Origin of the sequence: Pontiella sp. (assembly GCF_041622395.1) — a bacterium.
Classification (GTDB): domain Bacteria; phylum Verrucomicrobiota; class Kiritimatiellia; order Kiritimatiellales; family Pontiellaceae; genus Pontiella.
The window spans coordinates 1-23,661 of sequence record NZ_JBFJYW010000013.1 but is presented as its reverse complement, the minus strand read 5'-3'; the positions used below and the strand labels follow the sequence as shown (position 1 = coordinate 23,661).

Sequence of the window (23,661 nt, the reverse complement as noted above, 5' to 3'; positions counted from 1 at the left end):
TGGTACCCCATCTGTTTTCGATTCCATCGGGCAGCGTATCGTCATCGGTATCCCAATCTTCCGGATCGCTTCCGATTTGGTACTCGACGAGATTGCTTAGGTTATCAAAATCCTTGTCGCCGGCGGCATCGCTTGGATCAAACGGATCGAGGAAACTGCGGGCGGTTTCATACCCATCGTCGATACCGTCGCGGTCCGTGTCGTATTCGGCGGGCTCGCTGTTGAGCTGCACATACGCGGCGGCGTTGCCCGTGGCGGGTACCAGAACCATCTCTTCATTATCCTTCAATCCATCGAGATCGTAGTCGCCGGTCCCATTACGATCGCGATTTCCGAAGCGGGACAGCTCGTACCAGTCGTGCAGGCCGTCGTCGTCCTCATCGACCATGTCGAAAACATTCGGCCCATTGCCGCCCGTTGCGAACATGGTTTCGCGCAGGTCGCTGTAGCCATCGCCATCCGTATCCGTATCCGCCGGAGAGAGAATGTAATAGCCTACGGGCTGATTCGACGATCCCACGTCGGTCCATGCAAAGTCCGTACCGCCCGTAACTGAAACGCGGTTTTCTTCCACCCACCAATCAACATACTGCAAGTTCGTTGTCTTGAAGATTTCCGCATGCCCTCCAAAATTAGTGGAAAGAGGAAACGTAAAAACCACATCGGCGCAGACATTGACCGTAGCGGAAACCGTGGTGTTCGTGTTCGTCGAGACAGGTAGCTCGGGAAGTCCGTCCGTTGTGGTCGACATCCGCGAAACGGTGGCGACTTCCGTTTCGGCGAGCAGGTAGGTGGAATAGAAATCGTTATCGACCAGCGTAAACTCGGCGGCGATGTTCGCGGTGTCGAGGCGGCAAACCTCGAGCGAATCGATTCCATCCAGCGAATCCGTCGAGGAAAGACCATATTGGGAACGGAGGTAGGCATATGGATCGTGCAGCGGATCGGCATCGAGCCGCCCAAGCTCGGTCGTAAATGCGGAATCGCAAAAGACCACCTCGCGCGTTTCCCAATCCTCGTAGGCCACTACACGATATTCCGCGACTCCGCCGGCACCAGAATCCCCGACCAGTTGCTTCATGAATTTTTTCGGCAACGCATCCGAGCGGAACGGCACCGTAAGGTGCATAGTCCTGAATCAGCAACTGCTCGCCGGGCAAAGCCAGAGGAACCCAGCTTTCTTGATGTTCGACATAGAGATCCCTTAGCTCCTCCAGCGAATCGACCACCCCGTCATTAACGGCACCGCCCGCCAACATTGCCGTCCCTGCGATCAAAAAAATGGCTCCCATCACTAATTTTTTCATCTTTTCCCTTTCATTATAGGCACCGTCGCAGTGGAGGAAGAAATCTCAAATGAAACCGACACAGACAAACAAGCCTTTGTGCATATATCAAGCTGCTTTCATAACTTAAAAGTAAAAACAGCAATACTATTACCGTCCGTGACCTGCAAGTCAAAACCCTCACAAACGCAGTTTGACTACGTGGGCGCGAAAAGCAAGGGGCCGTAGTTTTACTGCGTGATTAAGAAACGCATAGGCAAACGCATAGCGAGATTGCGGAAAGAAGCGGGATTCACGCAGGAACGATTCGCCGAAGCAACGAACTATTCCGTTGAATTCATCAGTTTCGTAGAACGCGGCATCCACGCACCCTCGCTGGAAGGTTGCGAACGAATCGCCAATGCCTTGAACATCACACTCTCCGAACTATTCAAGCTCGAAGAAGACCCGCCCCGTTGAACGGAGCAGAATAATCCGCGGTGCTATGCCATCCCGATGGCCGAGAGGAAGACGGACTTTAGTTCGTGGTAGGCCTTGTCGAGATCGTCGTTGACGATCTGGAAGGTATATTCGTTGCGGCACGCCATTTCAGCGGCGGCGTTTTCGAGCCGCTTCTGGATGACCTTTTCCTCGTCGGTGGCGCGGCCGCGCAGCCGCTTTTCCAGTTCTTCCATGGAAGGCGGCGAGATGAAGATGTCGGTGAAGCCGCGGCGGATGGGGTGGCGCGGATCCAGCCGGACGAGCGATTCGCGCAGTTGCTTGGCGCCCTGCACGTCGATATCGAGCAAGACATGGTTGCCCTCTTCCATGGCGTAGAGGACGGTGTCTTCAAGGGTGCCGTAATAGTTGCCGTGCACCTTGGCGAATTCGAGGAATTCGCCGTTTTTGATGCGCTCCTTGAACTCCTTCTTCGAAAGGAAATAGTAGTGCTCGCCATCCTTTTCCTCGCCGCGCGGTTCGCGGGTGGTGCAGGAGACGGAATAAACCACCTTCGGGAATTCGTCCACCAGGCGGTTGCAAAGGGTGCTCTTGCCCGCCCCCGAAGGAGCCGATACGACCAGCATCAACGGCCGCGATGCGCGGGGATAAACGGGTTCTTCCTGGATCAATTGATGTTCGTTTTCCTCAGCCATGCTTGTTCCTACTCTATGTTCTGCACCTGTTCGCGAATGCGCTCAAGCTCGGTTTTAAACGCCACCACCACGCGGGTGATTTCCACTTCGTTGGCCTTCGAACCAACCGTATTGATTTCCCGGAACAGCTCCTGGCACAGGAAGTCGAGCGTACGGCCGACCGGCTCCGGCGAGCGCAGCAGCAGGCGCGTCTGCTCGAGATGGCTCTTCAACCGGGTCAGCTCTTCGCTGATGTCGCTGCGGTCGGCGAACAGGGCGATCTCCTTGACGATCCGTTCGTCGGCGGCGAGCTCCTGCAATCCGGCCTCTTCCAACCGCTGGAACAGTTTTTCGCGGTAGCCCACGGCCACGGTCGGCGCCAGCTTGGCGACGGTCTTGACCATGCCGTCGAGCAGGGCGAGCCGCCCGCGCAGGTCCTTTTCGAGGGCCTTGCCTTCGGCGGCGCGCATTTTGGCCAGCCCGCGCAGGGCCTTGCCCAACGCCTGTTCGAGCAGGGTCGAGACGTGGCCGGCATCGAGGTTTTCCTGTTCGACCGTCACCACGCCGGGCAGGCGGGCAATGGTCTCGGCGCCCAGGTCGTCGGCCAGCTTCAGCTTGGCCGCCGTCTTGCGGATGCCCTCCACATACTGGCCGGCCAGCTTGGCGTCGATCTTGACCGCCCCGGCCGATCCGTCGGCGTTTTCGACCCGCACGATGCCGGAAACCCGGCCACGCGTAAATTCGGCGCGCACCATGTTCTGGACCTGGGCATCGAGGGTCACGAGGTTCCGCGGCAGGTTGACGTTGATGTCCAACTGTTTGCGGTTGACGGAACTCACCTCGACCGCAACGTGAATGCCTTCGCCGGCCGCCGCTCCCTCGCCAAAACCCGTCATGCTCTTTAGTGCCATAGTTGTTCCTTGATCTTGAATAAAGCGCGAGAATTTAGGATTTTATGGGGCATGTCACGCATTTTGATAAACGATGGGAGCAAGCGCCCTCTGCTGGGAGCGGTGGTTTTGGCGGAGTCGACCCGAGCGCGGATGAAGGGGCTGCTGGGGCGTTCTTCGCTGCCGGCGGGCACGGGCATGCTCTTGCGCCCATGCGGCAGCATCCACATGTGGTTCATGCGCTTCCCGATCGATGCGGCCTTTCTCGACCGGGATATGCGCGTATTGAAGGTGGCGCGCCACCTCAAGCCGTGGCAGCTCGGCTTTGCGCCGCGCGGCACCGCCTGCGTACTCGAAACCGCCGCCGGCGAACTGGCGGCGGTTGAGCCGGGAACCGAACTGGCGATCGCGGATTGACCCGGCGACCGCCCGGTTTGCCCTACTGGGCCGGAACGACCTGCTTGCTCATTTCAATCAGCCGCCGCGCTTCGCGGTTGCTTTCGTCCTCGAGCGTGATCGGCTGCACATCGCGGATATCGGCGGCCTTGGCGGTATTGAATACCCCCGGATAGCGCTCGTAGTAGATGTTGCCGTTCGGCAGGCGATATTCGACGCGGCACTTGATGATCTCGTCGTCGGTAACGATCTTCGTGTCGTAGACGAAGATCCGCTTGAGAACCTCGTGGCGCGTAACCACCTGGTCGACCTCGGACTGCACGGTGGTGGTGAGCGAAACGAATCCCTCGCGCACCAGCTGGATGGTGTGGTCGATGCCGGACCGCAGGGTAATGCGCACCGGCTGCGACAAGGCATCGGACCCGCCCTTGGGCTGGGTGGTGGTCAGCAGCTTCCCGTCGACATAGATCTGCACGTTGGCCGGTTCGGTATCGATCACAAGCGTGCCGCTGTTCTTCACCAGGTTGAACTCAACGCTGTCGTTGACGTCCGGCTCGAGGAAGATGGTCTTGGTCTTGGTGGCGTAGCCGTTCATCGAAGCGGTAACTTCGTGCGGGCCTTCCTTGAGATCCTTGAGGGTGATGGGCGAATCGCCGACGGGCTGGTTATCGATCATGATGCGCGCGCCTTCGGGATCGGTGAGCACCGTAAGGCCGGAGGGCAGCGCCTCGAGTTCCGCCGCGATCTTGTAGGGCTTGGTGGCCTCGAAGGTCATGCGGATCGAGTGGGGCTTGTAGCCGCGCTTGGAAACCTTGACGTCGGACTGGCCCGCCTGCACGGCTTCGATGGTGACCGGCGTGGTTCCCTTGAGGATACCGTTGATGCGGACCTCGGCACTGTCGGGCACGGAGGTGACGGTCAGTTGCGCGGTATTGGAGATGAGCTCGGCAAACACGCGCACCGGGGTACGGTCCACCAGCTCGGCTTCCATCGTGCGCGGCAACTGGGAAGCGGAGCGGAACTCCAGCTTATAGGTGCCTACGGGCAGGTCGGTCAGCAGCAGCGGCGTATTGCCCTTGGAGACGCCGTCGATCAGCACGTCCGCCCCCGGCGGGTTCGACTCGACGAGCAGCAGGCCGGTTATGCGGTTCATCTGGACATCGACGGTTTCCTCCTGCCCTTCCAGCAGGGTCAGCGCGTTGTAGGTGCTGGCATACCCCCCCTTGCGCAATTCGATGATGTAGTCGCCTTGCGGAAGGCCGCCGATCGTGGTGGGGGTCGTCCCCTTTTGAACGCCGTTGATGAAGATATCGGCGTTGTCCGGGTTCGAGTTGATGGTGATGCCCCCCCGTCCGGCCTGGGGCTTTTCGAGTTCGCAGCCGGCGAGCAACAGCGTGGCCGCCAGCGAAAGGAGCATTGAGAGTCCGGTTTTTGTTTTCATAGCAAATGTTTCCATCATGGGTTCTACCTGAGATGTCGTTCGGCGATCAGCATGTTCGACCGGATTTTGTCATAGCGCGGATCGCCGCGGTCCGGCACCAGCTCGGCCAGGACCTTGAGGATGCGGTCGGCATCTTCCCAATCCTTCAAGCGCATGGCGCGGTCGGCCTTGAACATGAGATCTTCGTATTTGATGTCGCGCAGTTCGGTGGCCTTCTCCAAGCCCAGTCGGGCCTCTTCGAACAAGGGGGGCTTGGGCTCGAACGTCTCCAGATAAAGCATGGCCTCCTCGAAATGGGAGATGGCCTCGGCCAGGTTGCGGTGGCGCAGTTCGCGCTCGGCGAAGCGCGCCTGGCCGAGCTGGTAGGATTGCTCGGCATAGCGGCGGAGTTCCGGCGTCGGGATCAGGATGGTGAACAGCTCGCGCACCTCGCTCTTGGCGAACTCCTCGATGATCGAGGCGGCCCGCTTGATTTCCTGCGGCGGCATGCGGTTGAGCACCTTGATGTGGTGGTAGCGGTGATTGCGCTGGATGGTCAGGTCGTAGAGGTCGTACTGCCCTTCGGCGATGCCCACATGGTCGGAGCCGCTTTCGAAGAACGCGGTCTCGTCGAGCTGGCTGGCGAGCTGAAGCATCATCGGCTCGGAGATGCGCTTTTCCTTCCGGACGTGGCGGTTGTTGATCAGGTCGTCGACGACCACGATGAAGTTGCCCTTTTCATCGAGGTCGAGCTGGTAGCGGAAGATGTTGGCGGTGTCGGCCTGCACCCGCTCGTAGCTGAGCGCCAGCGTGTTTTCCGGCGGCGCAACGGGGAGGGTCGAAGGCCCGGACGAAAGCTTCAGCGCCTCGATCCCGACATAGACCAGCACGCCGATCACGAGCATGCTGATGAGCACCTGCATCAGGCGATGGGTGAACGACCCGCCCTTGCCATGGCTGCCCGCGGCGTGCACCTCGTTGCGCCGCTCCGCCTTCGAGGGGCCGAACCCGAGATCGATCTCGTCCGGCACCGAATTGGCTTCGTACAGCGGCAGAACGACTTCGCCGGAATCCGCGGAATCCGCCTTGATCACGCGGAAGGAGGTGGAGCCGACCGAGACGAGGTCGCCCACCTTGAGCCGCTGCTCGTCCACCGGGATTTCGCCGACGGTGGTTTTCTCGCCGGCGCCGAAGTCGGTCACCCAGAGGGAGCCGTCGGATTTAAAGAAAAAGCGTCCATGGAAGAGCATGACCGAGGAATCGTCCAGCACGAGGTCGTTGGCCGGGGAGCGGCCGAACTTCATCCCGCCGGGGGGAACGGTGACCTCGGTGCCAACCTCTCTACCCTGTTCTATTATCAAATGAGACATAGTCAGTACCTATTTTTGAATGCGAATCGTTGATCTCCGAGCGGCGGAATCCGGGACGGCGGCGCCCCATCAACCGGCCATCGCAGACCGCCAATCCCAAATTTACTACAGCCCGCCCCGGGTCATCATCTGGAGCATAACCGGCCCCAACAGGATGAGAAAGACGGACGGGAAAATAAAAAACACCAACGGAAAAATCATTTTGACGGGCGCTTCGTTGCCCAGTTTTTCCGCGCGTTGGAAACGCTTGGTCCGGATCTGGTCGGCCTGGATGCGCAGGGCCCCGCCGATGCCCGAGCCGAGTTCGTCGGCCTGGATCAAGGCGTTGGTCAGCGACCGCACATCGGCGTGGCCGATGCGGTTGGAGAGGTTTTTGAGCGCCTCCTTGCGGGAGCGGCCCACCTGGATTTCGCGGAACATGCGGATGAGCTCCTCGGCCAAGGGGTCGACATCGCGGCTTTGGATGATGCGGTTGATGCCCGTCATGAAATCGAGGCCGGATTCGACGGAGAGCGTCAGCAGATCGAGCACAAACGGCAACGCGCGTTCGATCTTGTGGTGCCGTTCCTTTACGGCGCGTTTGAGCCAGAGGTCGGGATAGAAACCGAAGAGAATCAGGAAGAGGACGTAGAACGCGGCCTGGCGCTCGGCAAGCGCCTGCCCGAACTTCCCTTCCATGTTGAAGAAGAGCGCCGCCAGCAGCAGGCAGAGGAAACCGCCGATGCCCAGCGGCACGACGATCCGCAGCCCGATCATCTCGCGCGGCTGGATCAGCCCCTCGTAGCCGCTCGAAACGAGTTTCTGATCGAGCCGCATGCGGCTTTGCTCGAACGACCGATGTTCCGTGATGTATTTGGGAACGCCCGCGGCCAACGGCAACGACAGGCGGATCAGGAACGGAAGACTCCGTTCCTGGCGGCGGCCGTCCGCCAAGGTGATGTAGGTCACGTGCTGCGCGGTGCGCATCAGTTGCCACGCAATCACGAACGCCGAGAACAGAAACACCGAACTGGAGATGAGAATATAGTTGTCCATGCCTTCCCTACACGTCGATGTTGACGATCCGCCGGATCAGCAAACCGCCGCAACCCATTAAAATCAAAATGATAACCATGATGGCGATCCCCGCCACCGACCGGAAAAACCCGATCATCATGCCGGGATCGTAGAAATAGAGGAATGCGGCCAGAAAGATAGGAATCAGGCTTACGATGATTCCCTGGATCCGACCTTGCGCCGTGAGCGACTTGATCTTGCCTTCGATCCTGCGCCGCTCGCGGATGGTCTCGGCGATGCGGTCGAAGACCTCGGTCAGGTTGCCGCCGGTTTGGCGGGAAATCTCGATGGCCTGGGTCATCAGCATCAGGTCCTCGCTGCCGATGCGCTTTTCCATGTCGGACAGGGCTTCGTCGAATCGGACGCCGACGCGCAGCTGCTGGAGGAACATGCCGAATTCCTGGGCAATCGGGTTCAGGCCGTCGGCCACGACGGACTCGAAGGCCTGCTGGATGCTGAAGCCGGCCTTGAGCGCGTTGCTCATATTGGCGAGCGCGTCCACGAGCTGGTTGTTGAAACGGTCCAAGCGCCGGATCTTCAGGACCCGCAGAATCAGCCGCTGGGCAAACAGCGCCGCGGCCGCGCCGAGGCTGCCCACAACGGTTCCCGTAATCGCGCCCGCGATGCTTTCGACATTGCCCGCGGCAAAGAAGAGCAGGAAAAAGACCACCGTCGCGACCGAGCGCGAGATGGAGAGCATCTGGCGCGGGGAAATGAAGAGGAACAACTCCTCGAACTGGCGCGCGGTATCGGCGGTGTAGTCGCCGGCATAGCTTTCCTCGGCTTCGCCGAGCATGCGCAGGATGGCCCACCCCATCAGGAAGGCGCATAGCGCGAATAGCGAGGGAACCACCCAGATCACGCCTTACCTCCCCACTTGCGATTTTCAAATTTACCCGTGTCGAAAATGGAGCGGTCCATGACGACCCCGCGCGTGGCGATATCTTCGATGAAGGTCGGCACGGCGCCCGTCGGCCGGACCATGCCGAGCACCTTTCCGTTTTCATCGACCCCGGTCTGCACGAACTCGAAAATATCCTGCAGGGTGATGCGGTCGCCCTCGAGGCCGGAGACCTCGGTGATTTTGCTGACCTTGCGGGAGCCGTCGGAGAACCGCGAAATCTGGCAGATCAAATGGACGGCCGAGCCGACCTGCTCGCGGATGGCGCGCACGGGCAGATCCATGCCGGCCATCAGCACCATGGTTTCGAGACGCGCAAGCGTATCGCGCGGGGTGTTGGCGTGGATGGTGGTGAGCGAACCTTCGTGGCCCGTGTTCATGGCCTGGAGCATGTCCAGCGCCTCGGCGCCGCGACACTCGCCGACCACGATGCGGTCGGGGCGCATGCGCAGGGCGTTGCGGACGAGATCGCGAATGGTGACGGCGCCGCGCCCTTCGATATTGGCCGGGCGCGCTTCGAGCCGCACGATGTGCGCCTGCGTCAGCCGCAGCTCGGCGGCGTCTTCGATCGTCAGGATGCGCTCGTCGTCGGGCAGATAGCTCGAGAGCACGTTCAGCAGCGTCGTTTTACCGGAGCCCGTACCACCCGAAACAATGATGTTCTTGCGCATCAGCACGCAGGCGCGCAGGAAGTCGGCGATCTCGGCGGTAAGCGTGCCGAAGTTGATCAGGTCCTGCACCCGGAAGGGTTCCTTGGAAAATTTGCGGATGGTGATGCACGGCCCCACCAGCGATAGCGGATGGATGACCGCGTTGACGCGCGAGCCATCGGCCAGGCGGGCGTCGACGTAGGGCTGGCTTTCGTCGATGCGGCGGCCGATCGGCGACACGATGCGGTCGATGACCGCGTTGACGGAGGCATCGTTGATGAAGGTGCAGTCGGTCAGCGTCAGTTTGCCGGCGCGTTCGACATAGATCTGGCCCGGGCCGTTGACCATGATTTCGGTAATGGAGTCGTCGGCGAGCAGGTCTTCGAGCGGGCCGAGGCCCACGGCTTCGTCGAAGATTTCCTTGGCGAGGCGGTTGGGCTCGAGTCCGGCCGGCAGGCGCGAACGGATTTCGTGGATGATCTCGGAAAGGGTCTTGGTGATTTTTTCCTGCAGCTCGTGATCCTGCAGTTTGCTCATGCTCAGGCGTTTGAGGTCGAGGCGCTCCACCAGTTCTTCGTGGATCTGCTGCTTGATCTTCTGGATCGCCAGCAGGTTCATGTTCGCGGTTTTCGGCTTGAAGACCTCGGGGGCCGACGGGCGGGCCGGCGGGGGCGCGGCGGTGTTCTTCTGGGCGAAAACCAGCGTGTAGTTGCCGATCTGGATCGGCGTGCCGCGGAACACTTGCTTACGCGATCCGATGCGCTCGCCGGAGACGAAAATCCCGGCGCCCATCAGATCTTCGATGTAGCATTCGTCCTCCATCAGGGTCAGCACGGCGTGGGCCTCCTCGACGCTGCCGTCGTCGAGGACGATGCGGTTGGAGGCGTCCGCCCCGATCATGTAGACGCCGAACGGGGCGTCGAGCACCTGGGGGTCGCGTTGGGGATGTGTGATTCGCAGTTCCTGCATACCGGGCACCTAGTTGTTGAAGCGGCGGGTGGCGTTGATTTGCGGCACCAGGCTTTCGAGCGTGTCGAAATCGATGCGGACGCCGGGCGTGGTCGTGTCGGGGTTGTCGGGATGGCGCAAGGTGAGATAGAGCTGCCCGGAGTGCTGGGCGAACACAATGATCTCGGCGACATCCGGCTCGACCTCGAAGGTGATGGTGGACCCGCCGGCGGAGCGTTGCGGGGCGGAGGGGTCGTTCCCGACGCGGTTGCCGACGGCCAGCACCTTGACTTTCGGGAAGAGGGTTGTCGTCACTTTTTCAGAGAGCTGCGGGTTGAGCTTCGAGGGCATCGTGAAGGTGCCGAGGATGTCGACGTAGTCGCCCGGTTTGATCATGCCGCTGACGGCGGCCGCGCCGGAAATCGGGACGGAGAGCGCGCGGTAGTTGTCGCGCCCCATCGAATCGTACTGGATCGTGGAGGAAAGGCCGGTGCGTTGCTGGCGGGGCATATCGACGTGCGACCACCAGAGCGGCTCCCCTTTTTTCAGGGGGAGCAGCAGCTTTTTGCCGGCCACGCGCTGGAAGTCGGTGGGCAGCAGGACATTGTCGCCGACGGCGCTCTTGAACTCGCGCTTGACCCCGATGTCGGTATCGTCGCCCGAGGTGATTTTCAGTTCGGTGCCGGCGGGCAGATCGCGTGCGGCGGAGAGCACCTGGATCTTCACGGCGCCCTTGTAAAGCTTTTCGCGTTCGTTGCTCAGGTAGCGCGAGTTCACAATGAATGCCGCCGCACCGAGCAAAATGGCCAACAGTAAAAGAGTCTTGTTCTTCATCCGGATTTCCTTCCTGCCATGGGCCGTGGGGCCTACATGGATCCTTTCTTCACTAAAACGGCGATGGTACTCGAAAAACCATCCCTCTGTCTAACTTGTATGTGGCACACCTGCTTTTTCTTCTGAAAGACGGCCATCGCCTCGACGGAAGCCCGGTCGAAGGCCGGCGGCGTCATCCGCTCCCAGCCGTCGGCGAGCAGCGTGCGCTCGTAGAACTGGTGGATTTCCATCGGCGTATCGGGCGTCTTGTAGGAAAAATAGGTGGTCTCGGTCTTGAGGTTGACGACCGACGAGAGCTTCTCGCCATTCGGATAGGGCGCAACCGGATCCTTGATCTTGCGGCGGCCGTTCGGGTCGACATAGGTGAGAAAGATGAGGTGTCGCGGCTCGCTGCCGGGCGAAGAGACCAGCACGCGGACCTCGAACCCGTCCTTGCGGGCGACGCCCGTCAGGCCGTCCGCCGTGGCGGAATAGGTGAACTTTGCGCCCAGACCCTGGAGGACGTGGTTGAGCTGGGCCAACACGGGTTCGTCGAAACGGGCGGAATAGAGGTGCATGACGCGGTGCTTGTCGTTGACGATCATTTCGGCTTCGTAGGCCTTTTTCCAGGGCAGTCCCCCGACCGGAATCCAGCCGTTCCACCGTTCGCCGAGAATGCTGAAGACGTCGGCGCCGGCGGCGAGCGGCAGGAGCAGCAGCAGGCCGGCGGCTAAAAGGCCGTGGATGGACGGAGGGTTGCGCGGCATATCAATCCACATCGTTGATCCAAGGCATGTAGACCTTGTACTTGAGGGTTATGTCGTCGGCGTCGTAGACCAGGTTTCGGACGAACGGCAGCAGTTCGATGGGTTCCGTCTCCTCTTCGACCATGTTGACCCCGAAGAGGTCCACCACATCCGAGCCGGCCTGGCAGATGTCGTCGATGAGGTTGGTCTGGAAATAGGGCAGGAGGAAATCGACCTCGAAGGCTTCGTTGGAGATGGCGGTGGCGAGCGCCCCGGTGAAATCCGTCGCGCTGCCGGTCTCGGACTCGTCGTCTTCGGAATACTGATACTCGTCGGTGCCCTCGGACCAACCGGAGAGATAATCCGCATCGCTGCTGCCGGTATAGCTGCCGGCCAGCAACTCGCCCATTTGGCCGCGGGCCGAAAGGACGGCAATCATGTGCTCCCGGCTGATCACGTTGATCTGCAGCAGGACGGAGATAATCACGCAAATCCCCACGAGTCCGCAAAGGAACTCCACCATGGCTTGGCCTGTCTTGCGCATCTTCATCGTCAATGTCCGAACGGCGCACCGCCGCCTCCGCCGCCACCGCCTCCGCCACCGCCTTGCCAGCAATCGTCCGTGTTCTCGTCATCGGCCAGCCAGTCGATGCCCAATTGTCGATTGGCGGCTTCGTCGAACCAAATCAGCAACTGGCAGTCGGCACAGGTGGGGTCGAGCACCGAGATATCGTCCGCTTCGATCAACTCGGGCACATGCACGAAGTTGTGGGCCAACGAATCGGAGTTGACGCTGCCGACGGCCCGCTGCACGGGAATCAGGCGCGCTTCGGTAAACGAAGGCAGCACGATGCCGAACGAGTTGGGCGTCAACGGGATTTCGCCGGTCCCCTGATCGATCGACCCGAAGATTTTCGCAGCGGAAATCCAGCGCATGCTGCGGGTGCTTTTTTCGGGCGGATCGCCATATTTATCCAGATCAAAATCATAGGCCTCGACAGTCCCGTTGGTGCTCCGGGTTGTTGCATAGTCCGCACCGCCGTAGGTTTCCTCGAACCCATCCTCGCTGTCGCGGGCGCTCGAGCCTGCCGTGCGACCGCCGATGTTGATTTCAAAAATGGCCTCCGGCCCCATGTAGTCGAACTGCTCCAGCACCGTGCTGCGGAACGGCAGGCCGTTCTCGTCGATGAAATCCTGCCACGATTCGTTCCAGCTCGAACCATAGGTGGCCCAATCCAGCGAAAAGGTCGAGATGGCATCGGCGTCGATCACATCCGGGTTCCATTCGTCGGCGACTTCCTGGAACATCTCGGTCACCTCCGAGAGGTCGTTGGTCAGCTGGCTGAAAAGATTGACCAGCGTCTTTTCCGACTGGTGGACGCCCAAGCCGAGAATCGAGAACCCGGCGTTTTCGGGCAGGTCCGGCCAGTCGCTGGCGTCGGAATAGCTTTCGAGGTAGGAGCGGTATTCGGAATTGTAGTAGAAGGCGCACCAGCTGTTGTAGAGCATGGCGGTTTCGATGGCGTTGTAGAAGCCGGCATCGAAGAGGATATGGGAATCGAGCGCCAAGACGGTTCGGGTCGCGATCCCGTTGTCGGCAATGGAGGCGAGCAGGTCGGTGTATTCGAACACCATTTCCTGCCAGTCCGTATCGGAGCTGTCGATGTAGCCGAGGATGTTTTCATAGGATTCGGAATAGGCGTTGTTTTTGTGGATGCGGTTGTTGAAGGCGAGCTGCTGGGCGGCGGAAAACGCAATCAGCGGACCGTGCAGGACAATGCGGTTGCGCAGGTTGTTGATCAGGTCCAGCTCGTCGCCGATCACGGAATAAAGGGCATCGTCCTCGTCTTCGTAGAGCTCGCCGGTGTCTTCATCCTCCTCCGGCAGCCCGTCGTGCACCGCTTCGGTAACGAGGACGGCCTGCACCAGGTTCAGTTCGCCGACCATGTTGAGCGCAACCCCCTGCCAGCGGGCGGCGACCAGCGCCGCCGAGTCGCCGGCATCGCGCATGCGGATCTTCGTGATCACGCCGCGGTGGAGGTTGAAGTTCCAGATCACCACCACGGTGCCAATCAGCAGAACGAAGATCAAAAAAAGGATCGCCTGCCCGGATTTGTTTGCGTGCGTGGTTTTCATGGAATCAGTTCAGATAAAGATAGGCGTGGTTTTCCATCTTCACCTCGACATCGTCGAGCCCGTCGGTGGAGAGTTCGGTGTAGTCCGTGTTGTAGAAGGCGCCCGCGAACGGAAAGGTCATCGGGTAGAGCTGGGAAGCGGATATGGTTACCTGCTCCCCCAGCGAAACACTGGGATTTTGGATCGAATCCCAGTATTCATCGTCGATGTGGCTCAGCAGCGAATTGTCGTCCGCCGACTCGGCATAGGCGATGTAGTCGCGAATGCGCGAGATCTCTTCGCCGAGTCCGATCTTTTTGGGCCCCATGCTCGGCAACGCCGCCACGCGGATGGTCTTTTCGACCATGGTGTCGTTGTAGCCGATGGTGGCGCAACGCGCCCCCGCCGAAGCGGCGTAGAGCAACACGTCGTGCGCCGCCGTAAGAATCGAAACCTGCAGGATCCCGAACAAAATCAGGCACAGCAGAATCATGACGATGCACGATTCCACGATGCTTGCGCCTTCTTTGTTCTTGCGGGATCCGGTCACCGCGGCTAGTCCGTGCTGCCTTCGGCATCGAGATTCTTCAGGAAATCGGCCGAGGTGTTGTCCGAAACATCGGACTGCGCCGCCGACGCATTGTCCCCGCTATCCAGCGTGCTGATCGCGCCGGACATTTTCTGGCGGATGGTGTCGCCAAACAACCCAAACACCACGAGCGCGGCAACGGCGACCACCGCAACAATAATGATATACTCGACCATCGCCTGGCCCTGTTTTCTCTTCAGCTTTGCTTTCATGTTGTCTCCTTGGTTCAAGCTTCTACTAAACTGTCTCTTACGGGTATTCGGACCCGATCAGATAGAGCGCCCGGTTGCCATAAGCCTGAAACGCGTCGTAGAGCAACATCGCCATCAGGACGACGCCCATGAAAATGGCCACCGCCATCACATATTCCAGCATCACCTGCCCGCTTTTACTGTTCGCTTTCCGATCCTGCTTCATCCTGCTTTCTCTTCCGATAACGGTTTCCAAATGCTGGAAATTGTACGTGAATCGCCGAAATTTGGAATACAAATCACCGTTGTAATCGCGCGGCATGACAAACGCCCGCTCGTAAAGGTTACGATTTCGTCATAAACCAGACGCTGGCGAACCGGGATCTTGGCATAAAAAAACCGCGCCCCAGCCGGAACGCGGTTCATTGCAGCCTGGAAGGGTCCGTTTAGCCCGCCTGCTTGGCCTTCCACTCGGCCAGTTGCATCACGTCCTTGTCGCCGCGGCCGGAGACATTGATGATGAGGAGGTCGTCCTTCGAGAACTGCCCCGCGTTCAGGATGGTCCAGGCCACGGCATGCGAACTTTCGAGCGCGGGCAGGATGCCCTCCCACCGCGATAGCTGGTCGAAGCCCATGACGGCCTGCTCGTCGGTGACGTAGGAGTATTCGGCGCGGCCGAGGTCGCGCAACAAGCTGTGCTCGGGGCCGACGGCGGCATAGTCGAGCCCGGCGCTGATCGAGTGGGTGAGCGCAATCTGGCCGTCGTCGTCCTGCAAAACATAGGTTTTGGTGCCCTGCAGGATGCCGATCTTGTCCTGCGCAAAGCGGGCGGCGTGCATGCCGCCCTCGATCCCGAAGCCGCCCGCCTCGACGCCGATCATCCGAACCCCCTCGTCCTTGATGAAGGGATGGAACAGGCCAATCGAGTTGCTGCCGCCGCCGACGCAGGCAATCAGGGCGTTGGGCAGGCGCTTTTCGGCCTTGAGAATCTGCTTGCGCGCTTCGATGCCGATCACGCTCTGGAAATCGCGCACCATCATCGGATACGGATGCGACCCGAGCGCCGAGCCGAGAATGTAGTGGGTGGTGCGGATGTTGGTGACCCAATCGCGCATCGCCTCGTTGACGGCCTCCTTCAGCGTCTGCTGGCCGACCGTCACGGGGACGACCGTTGCGCCGAGGCTTTCCATGCGGAAGACGTTGAGCGACTGGCGCTCCATATCGACCTTGCCCATATAGACGACGCACTCGAGGCCGAACATGGCGCAGACGGTGGCCGTGGCCACGCCATGCTGCCCCGCGCCCGTTTCGGCGATGATCCGCTTCTTGCCCATGCGCTTGGCCAGCAGGATCTGCCCCATCGAGTTGTTGATCTTGTGCGCGCCCGTATGGCAGAGATCCTCGCGCTTGAGGTAGATCTTCGGGCCGAGTTCGCGGGTCATGCGCTCCGCGAAATAGAGCGGCGTCGGGCGGCCGACATATTCGCGCAGGTAATATTGCAGCTCCTGCTTGAACGCGGGATCCTTGCGCACTTCCTTATAAACGCGCGCCAATTCGTTCAACGGCTCCATCAGCGTTTCCGGCACGAACATGCCGCCATAGTTGCCGAAATGGCCCTGCCTATCGGGTTGGGTTGGTTTCATTCAACATTCCTCTGTAAAAAAATCAAAGCGGGATAATCCCCGCCCCGCCCGGTCATTTCAAGGCTAATCCCCGCAAACGCGCCCGCCCCACCGCCAAAACCGAGGGAGCGGGTGCTTGCAATTGGCGCAGGGCTGGATTATCTGTTCGATTCGTTTTTCAGGAGAAAATTTATGTCGAAAGTTTTAATTATCGGCGCTGGCGGAGTCAGCGGAGTGGTGGTGCATAAGTGCGCGGCATTGCCGGAGGTGTTTTCGGAAATCATGCTGGCGAGCCGGACGAAGGCGAAGTGCGACGCGATCGCGGCCCAGCTCGACCGGCCGATCCAAACGGCGCAGGTGGATGCCGACAACGTGCCGGAGCTGGTGGAGCTGATCCAGCGCTTCGGCCCGGAATTGGTGATCAACGTGGCCCTGCCTTATCAGGACCTGCACATCATGGATGCCTGCCTCGAAACCGGCGTCGCCTATCTCGACACCGCCAACTATGAGCCGGAAGACACCGCCAAATTCGAATACAAGTGGCAGTGGGCCTACCACGACCGCTTCAAGGAAGCCGGCATCATGGCCCTGCTCGGCAGCGGGTTCGACCCGGGCGTAACCTCCGTTTTCTGCACCTACATCCAGAAACACCATCTCGACGAGATCCACACGATCGACATCATCGACGTCAACGCGGGCGACCACGGCTACCCCTTCGCCACCAACTTCAACCCGGAAATCAACATCCGCGAAGTGACCGCCAAGGGGCGCTATTGGGAAAACGGCGAATGGGTCGAAACCGATCCGCTTTCGGTCAAGCGTTCCTTCGAGGTGCCGGAAAACATCGGAACCCCCAACATTTACCTGATGTACCACGAAGAGCTCGAATCGCTCGGCAAGCATATCCCCGGCCTGAAGCGCGCGCGCTTCTGGATGAGCTTCGGCGACAGCTATCTCAAGCACCTCGAAGTGCTCGGCAACGTCGGCATGACCCGCATCGACGAGGTGGAGTTCAACGGCCAGAAGATCATCCCGCTGCAGTTCCTCAAAGCCCTGCTGCCCGACCCGGCATCGCTCGGCCCGCGCACCAAGGGCAAAACGTGGATCGGCTGCCAGATGACGGGCTTGAAGGACGGCCAAACCAAAACCGTCACGATCTACAACACCTGCGACCACGAGGCGTGCTACGCCGAGGTGAAATCGCAGGCGATCTCCTACACCACCGGCGTACCGGCCATGATCGGCGCCAAGATGCTGCTGGAGAAAAAGTGGACGGGCCAAGGCGTCTTCAACATCGAACAGATGGATCCCGATCCCTTCATGGACGACCTGAACCGCTACGGTCTGCCGTGGAAGGTCATCGAAGGTCCCGTCGTTGAGTTGGACTAGATGCGATTGCGAATCAACCAGCTGGCGGTTCGCCTGAATTACGGCGAAGCCGACGTCATCAAAGCCATCTGCCGCCAGTTGCGTTGCGATAGCGACCAGCTCTCCAACCTGGAGATCCTGCGCCGCTCGCTCGACGCCCGGAAAAAGGACGTGTTGCCGCGCTACATTCTCTCGGTCGAGGTGGATCATCGCGGCAAGCCGCCGATGCAAAAGCCGGGCCGGGTCGAAAAGGCGCCGCGACCGGAGCCCGCCCCGACCTACCCCGCGGTCGCCCCGTCGACGAATCCCCCGATCGTCGTGGGCGCCGGGCCGGCGGGCCTCATGGCCGCGCTGACGCTTGCGCAGGCGGGACACAAGCCGCTGCTGATCGAACGCGGCGCGGCGACGCCGGACCGCGAAGGCCAGGTGGCCGAATTCTGGAAAAGCGGAACGCTCGACGTCGAGAGCAACGTGCTCTACGGCGAAGGCGGGGCCGGACTCTTTTCCGACGGCAAGCTGACCGCGCGCACCAAGGACCGCGCGCGGGTCCGCCGCTTTTTCGAGACGCTGGTGGCCTGCGGCGCGTCGACCGATATCCTGATCGACGCGATGCCGCACATCGGGACCGACGACCTGACGCAGATCATTCCGGCAATCCGCCAACAAATCCGGGATTTTGGAGGCGCCTGCGCCTTCAATACCTGGTTCGAAGGACTGATTATCGAAAACGGCGCCGTCCGGGGCATCAAAGCCTCGGGCCAGGAGATCCGCACCGATGCGGTATTTTTGGCCACGGGCCACAGCGCCCGCGACGTCTATGGACAGATCGCCCGCGACGGCGTCCCGCTCGAAGCCAAGCCCTTTGCCGTCGGCGTACGGCTGGAAATCCCGCAGCGGCTGATCAATACGGCGCAGTACGGGAAATGGGCGGAGCACCCCCTGCTCGGCAGCGCCAGCTTCCGGCTGACCCGCAAGGAAGAAGCCCATGCGCGGCGCTGCTACAGTTTCTGCATGTGCCCCGGCGGCGAAGTCATCTCGTGCGCATCGTCCGAAGGCCTGCTCACCAGCAACGGCATGAGCCTCTCGGCCCGGGCGGAACCCTTTGGCAACGCGGCGTTCCTGGTTCCGGTGGAACAGGCCGATTTCCCGACCGCGCATGTGCTCGGCGGCGTGGCCTTCCAGGAAGCCATGGAGGAAAAAGCATTCCGGGCAGGCGGCTCCGACTATGGACTGCCCGCCGCACGGCTGGTCGATTTCCTCGAAGGCAACCTCGGCGACCTGCCCGGCGAGCGCTCCTGCCAGCGGGCGGTTCCCGCCGTGCTTCAGGAAATTCTCCCGGATTTCGTGGCCGATACGCTGCACGCGGCCTTGCCCGGAATGATGCGCGAGCTCAACGGCACCCCGCTGGAAGAAGCGTTGCTCTATGCCTCCGAAACCCGCAGCTCCGCGCCGGTGCGCATCCTGCGCGGCCGCGACGGCCAGTCGGAAATCAAAGGACTCTACCCCTGCGGCGAAGGCGCGGGCTATGCCGGCGGCATCGTCAGCTCCGCCCTCGACGGCATGAAAATCGCCGAGGAGTTCGCCCTCAAAGGATGATCCATGAAAACACCCGCCTTTATCGTCGATGAAAACCTGATCCGCCGCAACTGCGAGATGCTCGCGGACGTGAAGGCGCGGACGGGCTGCAAGGTATTGCTGGCGCTCAAGGGCTTTGCCCTGTGGCCGCTGTTTCCGGTGGTGCGCGAGTACCTCGACGGGGTGTGCGCCAGCTCGCCATGGGAGGCGCGGCTCGGCCGCGAGGAGTTCGGCAAGGAGGTCCACGCCTTTGCGGCCGCCTATTCCGAGGCCGACTTCGCGGAATTGCTGACGCTGTGCGACGAGATTGATTTCAATTCGTTTGCGCAGTTGCAGCGGTTTCGACCGCACATGCAAGACGGGATCAAATTCGGCCTGCGCATCAACCCGGAATGCTCGACGCAGGATCCGGCGCACGCCATCTACGATCCGTGCGCACCGGGCTCCCGGCTCGGCATCCGCCGCAAGGATTTCGAGGGGCAGGTTTTGAGCGGGATTACCGGGCTGCACTTCCACACCCTGTGCGAACAGAATTCCGACGACCTGGCCACCACGCTGAAGGCGATCGAAGCGCAGTTCGGCGATATTTTGCCCCACATGGAATGGGTGAACTTCGGCGGCGGACACCACGTTACCCGCGACGACTACGACATTGAGCTGCTGGTCAAGCTGATCAACGACTTCAAGGCGAAATACGATGTGCAGGTGATTCTGGAACCGGGCGAGGCGGTGGCGCTAAACGCGGGCGTGCTGGTGGCGAGCGTGCTGGACATCATCGACAACGACGGCGCGATCGCCATCCTCGACGTCTCCTGCACCTGCCACATGCCGGACGTGCTGGAGATGCCCTACCGCCCGGAAATCGACGGCGCGGCGCTCCCGAGCGAGAAGGCGCACCGCTACAAACTCGCGGGCATGAGCTGCCTGGCCGGCGACGTGATCGGCGACTATTCGTTCGATGCGCCGTTGAACGTCGGCGACAAACTTGTCTTCCGGGACATGGCGCACTATTCGATGGTGAAAACGACGTTTTTCAACGGCATCCAGCACCCGGCGATCGCCATCAAGCGCGGCGACGACCTCGAGGTGGTTCGGGAGTTTGGCTACGGGGATTACAAAACCCGGCTGGGCTGATGCGGGACGGATCATAAAAAAAGCGCCCCGGGCGGGACGCTTTTCTTTGCAGGCCAAAGCGGCTTTTTTACATTTCGCAACCGATACTCAGCATGCCGACGACGCTGACGTCATGCGCCGCATCGGTCAGCACATCGTCTTCGCCCTGGCCAATGTAGGCGACAGATGCGCCGACGCTCCAGGCATCGCTCAGCGCATAGGCCAAGGAAGCACCGATGTCGTAATCGCTGAATCCGCTTTCGCCGCCATCGAAATGGGCAAAGCCGAAACGCGCATCAACCGAGCCACTGAGCTCATCCGTTAACTCCACGCCATATCCCAGAGCCAGTTCATAATAGAGGCTCTGGTCAACGGCTCCGCCGAGGCCATAATACACCGTTGCGCCGAGGGCAACCCCGGAGATTTCGTAGCCGATGCCGAAATTCATTTCCTTGTCATCCAGCTGATCGGCCCCCCCGCCATAGGTGTATTGCGTGTAGCCCAAAAACAGATCCATGCCGTCCACAAGGGTCGGCAAGCTGTAAGCGGCATACAAATCGACTTCCGAGAATTGGTAGTCGGGAGAATTATATCCACTGAAATTGTAGTTGGCCCACGTTCCCACCGCAATGGAACCGTATTCTTCCGGCAACATGAACCCGGCGGCCTCGATTCCCGGCTGGAAAACGGCACCGTCGTTGTAGGTGACGCCGCGGAAAACATATGCGGATGCCAAATCGAACGTGGTGCTGACGCCGGCCAACGCGCCGCCGGTAACGAGTCCTGCCGCAACGGTTGCAATAATACATTTCTTCATCGATATCTCCTTCTGCTTGTATTTACTGACCCAATCCTGCCAGAGATCGCCTCTGGTTTTGCCTTCCACGAGGTTTGACACGAGTTAGCACGACCCGCTTTGCCTTGTCAATTCTTTAACCGCAGCCGGCCGGACGTTGCGGTTTTTCAAGAACCCGGCAGCGGTTGGTCGCCAAAAAAAAGCGCCCCGGACGGGACGCTTTCCTTAACAGGCCAAACCTGCTTTTACATTTCGCAAGAAACGCCGATACCACCGACGAAGCTCACATCATATTCATCATCCGTAAGGACGGCATCGTCAATCTGACCGATGTAGGAAACAAAGCCGCTAACGCTCCAGAGTTCGGAAAGGGCATAGCCGAGGCTTGCGCTGACGGAATAGTCGTTGAAGCCGGACTCGTCGCCCGCGTTGCCTTCGTCCAACCAGCCGAGGGATGCATCGATCGAACCGCTGAGTTCTTCGGTGAAGTCGTAGCCGTATCCCGCCGTGAATTCGAGGTAGGTTTGCGTACCGATACCGATCAAGGAGCTGCCGATACCCTGATAAAGGGTGACCCCCAGGCCAACGCCGGACAGGTCGTAACCCGCGCCGAAGCTCAGTTCTTTATCGGCCGAGTTGGAACCATAGGAGTATTCGCAATAACCAACGCTCAGGTCCAGGCCGTCAACCATGCTCGGCAGGCCGTAGGAAACGTACCAGTCGGTTTCCTGGAAGGTGGACGAGTTGTCGCCATCCAGGTCGTAGCTGCCCCATGCACCGAATGCAATGGAACCATACTCTTCGGCAAGGCCGAAGCCCGCGGCTTCAACGCCCGGCTGGAAGCTCGGCTTGTCAAGGAACGTGGCACCGCGGTAAACGTATGCCGAAACCAGATCCATCGTTACCGCCACTTCGGCAAAAGCTCCGCTGGCCACCAGGCCGGCTGCGATCGTTGTCGTAATAATTTTCTTCATTTTCATTTCTCCTTATCTCTGATTGCTTGTTGGTTTGGATAAACCGGAGACCGGACCCGCTCAACACCCTCGAGGATGCGAAAGGAAATTGATTGGGACCCGGCCTCCTTGAATTCGTTGTTAACCGATGGCCTCGGGGCCCTTTTCGCCGGTCCGGATGCGGATGCAGTCCGGCAGGTCGAGCACGAAGATCTTGCCGTCGCCGATATTCCCGGTGCGGGCCCCGGCGATGATGGCTTCGATGGTGGTGTCGAGGAACTCGTCGTTCACCGCGATCTCAACGCGGACCTTTTTCAGGAGGTTCACCTCGATGTCAGCGCCGCGGTACGTTTCGTGGTAGCCCTTCTGCTGGCCGCAGCCCATGGCATTGGTCACCGACATCTTGTAGACTTCTTTTTCGTAGAGGCTCTGCTTCACCTCGTTGAGCTGTTCAGGCTGTATGTATGCGATAATGAGTTTCATTGTTCGTCTCCTTTCAGCTTAGTTGGTGGTGAAGATCTGGAAGCCGTTGTAGGCTTCTTCGCCGTGCTCGCCGATGTCCAGTCCGCGGAGTTCTTCTTCCTTGCTGACGCGGAGCATGCCGACGGCCTTGAGGATGGAGAAGAGGATGAACATGGTCACGAAGGCCCAGATCGGAATTACGATGGAACCGGTGAGCTGAGCCACCCAGTTGCCGTATTCGCCGATCGCCTGGGAGCTGCATCCGTCGTAGGAACCGAACAGGGCAACCGCGATACCGCCCCACACGCCGCAGAGGCCATGCACGGGGAAGGCACCAACCGTGTCGTCGATTTTGAGCTTGTCGAGCAACTTGACGCCGAGGCAGACCAGAACGCCCGCAACCGCACCGATGATGATGGCTTCGACGTTCGAAACGCCGTCGCAGTTGGCCGTGATACCGACCAAGCCGCCGAGTACGCCGTTGGCCGCCATGGTGAGGTCCGGCTTCTTGTGCATGATCCAGGTGGTGAGCATGGCGAGCACGCCGCCGGCGCCGGCCGCGAGCAGGGTGTTGACGGCGATGAGCATAACGGCATCGGTGTTGTCTTTACCGACGATCGCGAGCTGCGAACCGGGGTTGAACCCAAACCAACCGATGAGCAGGATGAAAACCCCCAGAGCGGCGATGGGCAGGTTGTGGCCCGGCATCGCTTTGGATTTTCCGTCTTTCGTGAAGCGTCCGATACGCGGACCGAGAACAATGGCACCGGCCAGAGCGGCAAAACCACCGACGGCATGCACAACGAGCGAACCGGCGAAGTCGTAGAAGCCCATTCCGTCGAGCCAGCCGCCGCCCCATTTCCAGTAGCCGGAAATCGGATAGATGAAGGCGGTGATAACCGCGCTATAAACCAGATAGGCATGGAACTTGAGGCGTCCGGCAACCGCACCCGAAACAATCGTGGCGGCCGTGGCGGCAAAGGCCACCTGGAACAACCAGTCGACCTGCGGAGCCAATGCCCCTGCTTCAGCCGCATCCGCACCGATTCCACCGATGCCGAACTGACCGAAGGCGAGGAAACCGTTTCCATCGCCCGGATACATCAGGCCGTAGCCGATGACAAAATACAAAATCATGCCGATACACAGATCCATCAGGTTTTTGAACAGGATGTTCACCGTGTTCTTCGCTTGGTTGAATCCGGACTCAACCATGGCAAAACCCGCCTGCATGAAGAGAACGAGAATTGCCCCCAGCAACAGGAACATGTTGTCTATCGCATAAGCGG

Annotated in this window: 24 protein-coding genes and 1 pseudogene; 5 read left to right on the top strand and 20 right to left on the bottom strand. The window is 60.3% G+C overall.

What is annotated here, in order from left to right:
• Window positions 1-1,129 (bottom strand): annotated as a pseudogene (locus ABYO54_RS01590) (hypothetical protein); the annotation flags it as partial.
• A 394-nt stretch (window positions 1,130-1,523) separates the two neighbouring features.
• Between ABYO54_RS01590 and ABYO54_RS01585 the strand changes: the two are divergent.
• Window positions 1,524-1,745, top strand: a complete 222-nt coding sequence (locus tag ABYO54_RS01585) for a helix-turn-helix domain-containing protein (RefSeq protein ID WP_372806238.1) — start codon at window positions 1,524-1,526, stop codon at window positions 1,743-1,745.
• Between the two features lie 23 nt (window positions 1,746-1,768).
• Here ABYO54_RS01585 and gmk read toward each other — a convergent pair whose 3' ends face one another.
• Window positions 1,769-2,419: a guanylate kinase gene (gmk, locus tag ABYO54_RS01580; protein ID WP_372806236.1), complete on the bottom strand. Its 651-nt coding sequence runs from the start codon at window positions 2,417-2,419 to the stop codon at window positions 1,769-1,771.
• Between the two features lie 8 nt (window positions 2,420-2,427).
• Entirely contained in the window at window positions 2,428-3,309 is an 882-nt protein-coding gene (locus tag ABYO54_RS01575) for a YicC/YloC family endoribonuclease (protein ID WP_372806234.1), read from the bottom strand.
• 51 nt (window positions 3,310-3,360) lie between these two features.
• Between ABYO54_RS01575 and ABYO54_RS01570 the strand changes: the two genes are divergently transcribed.
• Window positions 3,361-3,705 (top strand): DUF192 domain-containing protein, encoded by a 345-nt coding sequence (locus ABYO54_RS01570; protein ID WP_372806232.1) that lies wholly within the window; start codon window positions 3,361-3,363, stop codon window positions 3,703-3,705.
• Window positions 3,706-3,727: 22 nt separating this feature from the next.
• On the opposite strand, the gene ABYO54_RS01565 is transcribed toward ABYO54_RS01570, so the two are convergent.
• From ABYO54_RS01565 to trpB, 13 genes are all read right to left on the bottom strand, one after another.
• Window positions 3,728-5,125: a PEGA domain-containing protein gene (locus tag ABYO54_RS01565; protein ID WP_372806230.1), complete on the bottom strand. Its 1,398-nt coding sequence runs from the start codon at window positions 5,123-5,125 to the stop codon at window positions 3,728-3,730.
• A 23-nt stretch (window positions 5,126-5,148) separates the two neighbouring features.
• Window positions 5,149-6,474 (bottom strand): FHA domain-containing protein, encoded by a 1,326-nt coding sequence (locus tag ABYO54_RS01560; protein WP_372806228.1) that lies wholly within the window; start codon window positions 6,472-6,474, stop codon window positions 5,149-5,151.
• A gap of 105 nt (window positions 6,475-6,579) precedes the next feature.
• A complete protein-coding gene (locus tag ABYO54_RS01555) occupies window positions 6,580-7,509 on the bottom strand; it encodes a type II secretion system F family protein (RefSeq protein WP_372806226.1) in 930 nt (309 codons plus the stop codon).
• Window positions 7,510-7,516: 7 nt separating this feature from the next.
• Window positions 7,517-8,392, bottom strand: coding sequence for a type II secretion system F family protein (locus ABYO54_RS01550; RefSeq protein WP_372806225.1), 876 nt, complete (start codon window positions 8,390-8,392; stop codon window positions 7,517-7,519).
• The gene (locus ABYO54_RS01545) at window positions 8,389-10,050 is read right to left on the bottom strand and encodes an ATPase, T2SS/T4P/T4SS family (protein ID WP_372806223.1); all 1,662 of its coding nucleotides are present in this window, start codon (window positions 10,048-10,050) and stop codon (window positions 8,389-8,391) included. Before ABYO54_RS01545 ends, ABYO54_RS01550 begins: the two co-directional genes overlap by 4 nt.
• A 9-nt stretch (window positions 10,051-10,059) precedes the next feature.
• Window positions 10,060-10,863, bottom strand: coding sequence for a Flp pilus assembly protein CpaB (gene cpaB / locus ABYO54_RS01540; protein WP_372806222.1), 804 nt, complete (start codon window positions 10,861-10,863; stop codon window positions 10,060-10,062).
• Between the two features lie 32 nt (window positions 10,864-10,895).
• Window positions 10,896-11,621: a hypothetical protein gene (locus ABYO54_RS01535; protein ID WP_372806220.1), complete on the bottom strand. Its 726-nt coding sequence runs from the start codon at window positions 11,619-11,621 to the stop codon at window positions 10,896-10,898.
• Entirely contained in the window at window positions 11,611-12,138 is a 528-nt protein-coding gene (locus tag ABYO54_RS01530; RefSeq protein ID WP_372806218.1) for a hypothetical protein, read from the bottom strand. Before ABYO54_RS01530 ends, ABYO54_RS01535 begins: the two co-directional genes overlap by 11 nt.
• Window positions 12,139-12,140: 2 nt before the next feature.
• Window positions 12,141-13,724: a hypothetical protein gene (locus tag ABYO54_RS01525; protein ID WP_372806216.1), complete on the bottom strand. Its 1,584-nt coding sequence runs from the start codon at window positions 13,722-13,724 to the stop codon at window positions 12,141-12,143.
• A gap of 4 nt (window positions 13,725-13,728) precedes the next feature.
• Window positions 13,729-14,253, bottom strand: coding sequence for a TadE/TadG family type IV pilus assembly protein (locus ABYO54_RS01520; RefSeq protein ID WP_372806215.1), 525 nt, complete (start codon window positions 14,251-14,253; stop codon window positions 13,729-13,731).
• Between the two features lie 5 nt (window positions 14,254-14,258).
• Window positions 14,259-14,504 (bottom strand): hypothetical protein, encoded by a 246-nt coding sequence (locus tag ABYO54_RS01515; protein ID WP_372806213.1) that lies wholly within the window; start codon window positions 14,502-14,504, stop codon window positions 14,259-14,261.
• A 37-nt stretch (window positions 14,505-14,541) separates the two neighbouring features.
• Window positions 14,542-14,709 carry a hypothetical protein gene (locus ABYO54_RS01510; RefSeq protein WP_372806212.1) on the bottom strand — a complete coding sequence of 56 codons (168 nt, stop codon included), beginning with the start codon at window positions 14,707-14,709 and terminating at the stop codon, window positions 14,542-14,544.
• A 220-nt stretch (window positions 14,710-14,929) separates the two neighbouring features.
• Window positions 14,930-16,126 carry a tryptophan synthase subunit beta gene (gene trpB, locus ABYO54_RS01505; protein ID WP_372806210.1) on the bottom strand — a complete coding sequence of 399 codons (1,197 nt, stop codon included), beginning with the start codon at window positions 16,124-16,126 and terminating at the stop codon, window positions 14,930-14,932.
• A gap of 171 nt (window positions 16,127-16,297) precedes the next feature.
• On the opposite strand from trpB, the gene ABYO54_RS01500 reads away from it, so the two are divergent.
• From ABYO54_RS01500 to nspC, 3 genes are read left to right on the top strand one after another with little or no spacing between them, the layout of a single operon-like run.
• On the top strand, window positions 16,298-17,494 hold the full coding sequence (locus ABYO54_RS01500; RefSeq protein WP_372806208.1) for a saccharopine dehydrogenase family protein: 1,197 nt from the start codon (window positions 16,298-16,300) through the stop codon (window positions 17,492-17,494).
• Window positions 17,495-19,069, top strand: a complete 1,575-nt coding sequence (locus tag ABYO54_RS01495) for an NAD(P)/FAD-dependent oxidoreductase (RefSeq protein WP_372806206.1) — start codon at window positions 17,495-17,497, stop codon at window positions 19,067-19,069. It abuts the gene before it with no gap.
• A 3-nt stretch (window positions 19,070-19,072) separates the two neighbouring features.
• The gene (gene nspC / locus ABYO54_RS01490) at window positions 19,073-20,182 is read left to right on the top strand and encodes a carboxynorspermidine decarboxylase (protein WP_372806204.1); all 1,110 of its coding nucleotides are present in this window, start codon (window positions 19,073-19,075) and stop codon (window positions 20,180-20,182) included.
• Between the two features lie 67 nt (window positions 20,183-20,249).
• Here nspC and ABYO54_RS01485 read toward each other — a convergent pair whose 3' ends face one another.
• The 4 genes from ABYO54_RS01485 to ABYO54_RS01470 form a co-directional block, all read right to left on the bottom strand.
• On the bottom strand, window positions 20,250-20,978 hold the full coding sequence (locus ABYO54_RS01485) for a TorF family putative porin (RefSeq protein WP_372806203.1): 729 nt from the start codon (window positions 20,976-20,978) through the stop codon (window positions 20,250-20,252).
• A gap of 224 nt (window positions 20,979-21,202) precedes the next feature.
• The gene (locus ABYO54_RS01480; protein ID WP_372806201.1) at window positions 21,203-21,931 is read right to left on the bottom strand and encodes a hypothetical protein; all 729 of its coding nucleotides are present in this window, start codon (window positions 21,929-21,931) and stop codon (window positions 21,203-21,205) included.
• A gap of 120 nt (window positions 21,932-22,051) precedes the next feature.
• Window positions 22,052-22,393, bottom strand: coding sequence for a P-II family nitrogen regulator (locus ABYO54_RS01475; protein ID WP_372806199.1), 342 nt, complete (start codon window positions 22,391-22,393; stop codon window positions 22,052-22,054).
• 18 nt (window positions 22,394-22,411) lie between these two features.
• The coding region (locus tag ABYO54_RS01470) for an ammonium transporter (protein WP_372806197.1) at window positions 22,412-23,661 on the bottom strand (1,250 nt) is incomplete at its 5' end.

Coding starts and splice junctions, on each gene's coding strand:
- ABYO54_RS01555 (WP_372806226.1), bottom strand. CDS start 7,509: ATGGACAACTATATTCTCATCTCCAGTTCGGTGTTTCTGTTCTCGGCG.
- ABYO54_RS01495 (WP_372806206.1), top strand. CDS start 17,495: ATGCGATTGCGAATCAACCAGCTGGCGGTTCGCCTGAATTACGGCGAA.
- ABYO54_RS01535 (WP_372806220.1), bottom strand. CDS start 11,621: ATGTGGATTGATATGCCGCGCAACCCTCCGTCCATCCACGGCCTTTTA.
- ABYO54_RS01565 (WP_372806230.1), bottom strand. CDS start 5,125: ATGAAAACAAAAACCGGACTCTCAATGCTCCTTTCGCTGGCGGCCACG.
- gmk (WP_372806236.1), bottom strand. CDS start 2,419: ATGGCTGAGGAAAACGAACATCAATTGATCCAGGAAGAACCCGTTTAT.
- ABYO54_RS01475 (WP_372806199.1), bottom strand. CDS start 22,393: ATGAAACTCATTATCGCATACATACAGCCTGAACAGCTCAACGAGGTG.
- ABYO54_RS01485 (WP_372806203.1), bottom strand. CDS start 20,978: ATGAAGAAATGTATTATTGCAACCGTTGCGGCAGGACTCGTTACCGGC.
- ABYO54_RS01525 (WP_372806216.1), bottom strand. CDS start 13,724: ATGAAAACCACGCACGCAAACAAATCCGGGCAGGCGATCCTTTTTTTG.
- ABYO54_RS01575 (WP_372806234.1), bottom strand. CDS start 3,309: ATGGCACTAAAGAGCATGACGGGTTTTGGCGAGGGAGCGGCGGCCGGC.
- trpB (WP_372806210.1), bottom strand. CDS start 16,126: ATGAAACCAACCCAACCCGATAGGCAGGGCCATTTCGGCAACTATGGC.
- ABYO54_RS01545 (WP_372806223.1), bottom strand. CDS start 10,050: ATGCAGGAACTGCGAATCACACATCCCCAACGCGACCCCCAGGTGCTC.
- ABYO54_RS01560 (WP_372806228.1), bottom strand. CDS start 6,474: ATGTCTCATTTGATAATAGAACAGGGTAGAGAGGTTGGCACCGAGGTC.
- ABYO54_RS01480 (WP_372806201.1), bottom strand. CDS start 21,931: ATGAAGAAAATTATTACGACAACGATCGCAGCCGGCCTGGTGGCCAGC.
- ABYO54_RS01570 (WP_372806232.1), top strand. CDS start 3,361: ATGTCACGCATTTTGATAAACGATGGGAGCAAGCGCCCTCTGCTGGGA.
- cpaB (WP_372806222.1), bottom strand. CDS start 10,863: ATGAAGAACAAGACTCTTTTACTGTTGGCCATTTTGCTCGGTGCGGCG.
- ABYO54_RS01500 (WP_372806208.1), top strand. CDS start 16,298: ATGTCGAAAGTTTTAATTATCGGCGCTGGCGGAGTCAGCGGAGTGGTG.
- ABYO54_RS01510 (WP_372806212.1), bottom strand. CDS start 14,709: ATGAAGCAGGATCGGAAAGCGAACAGTAAAAGCGGGCAGGTGATGCTG.
- ABYO54_RS01530 (WP_372806218.1), bottom strand. CDS start 12,138: ATGAAGATGCGCAAGACAGGCCAAGCCATGGTGGAGTTCCTTTGCGGA.
- ABYO54_RS01515 (WP_372806213.1), bottom strand. CDS start 14,504: ATGAAAGCAAAGCTGAAGAGAAAACAGGGCCAGGCGATGGTCGAGTAT.
- nspC (WP_372806204.1), top strand. CDS start 19,073: ATGAAAACACCCGCCTTTATCGTCGATGAAAACCTGATCCGCCGCAAC.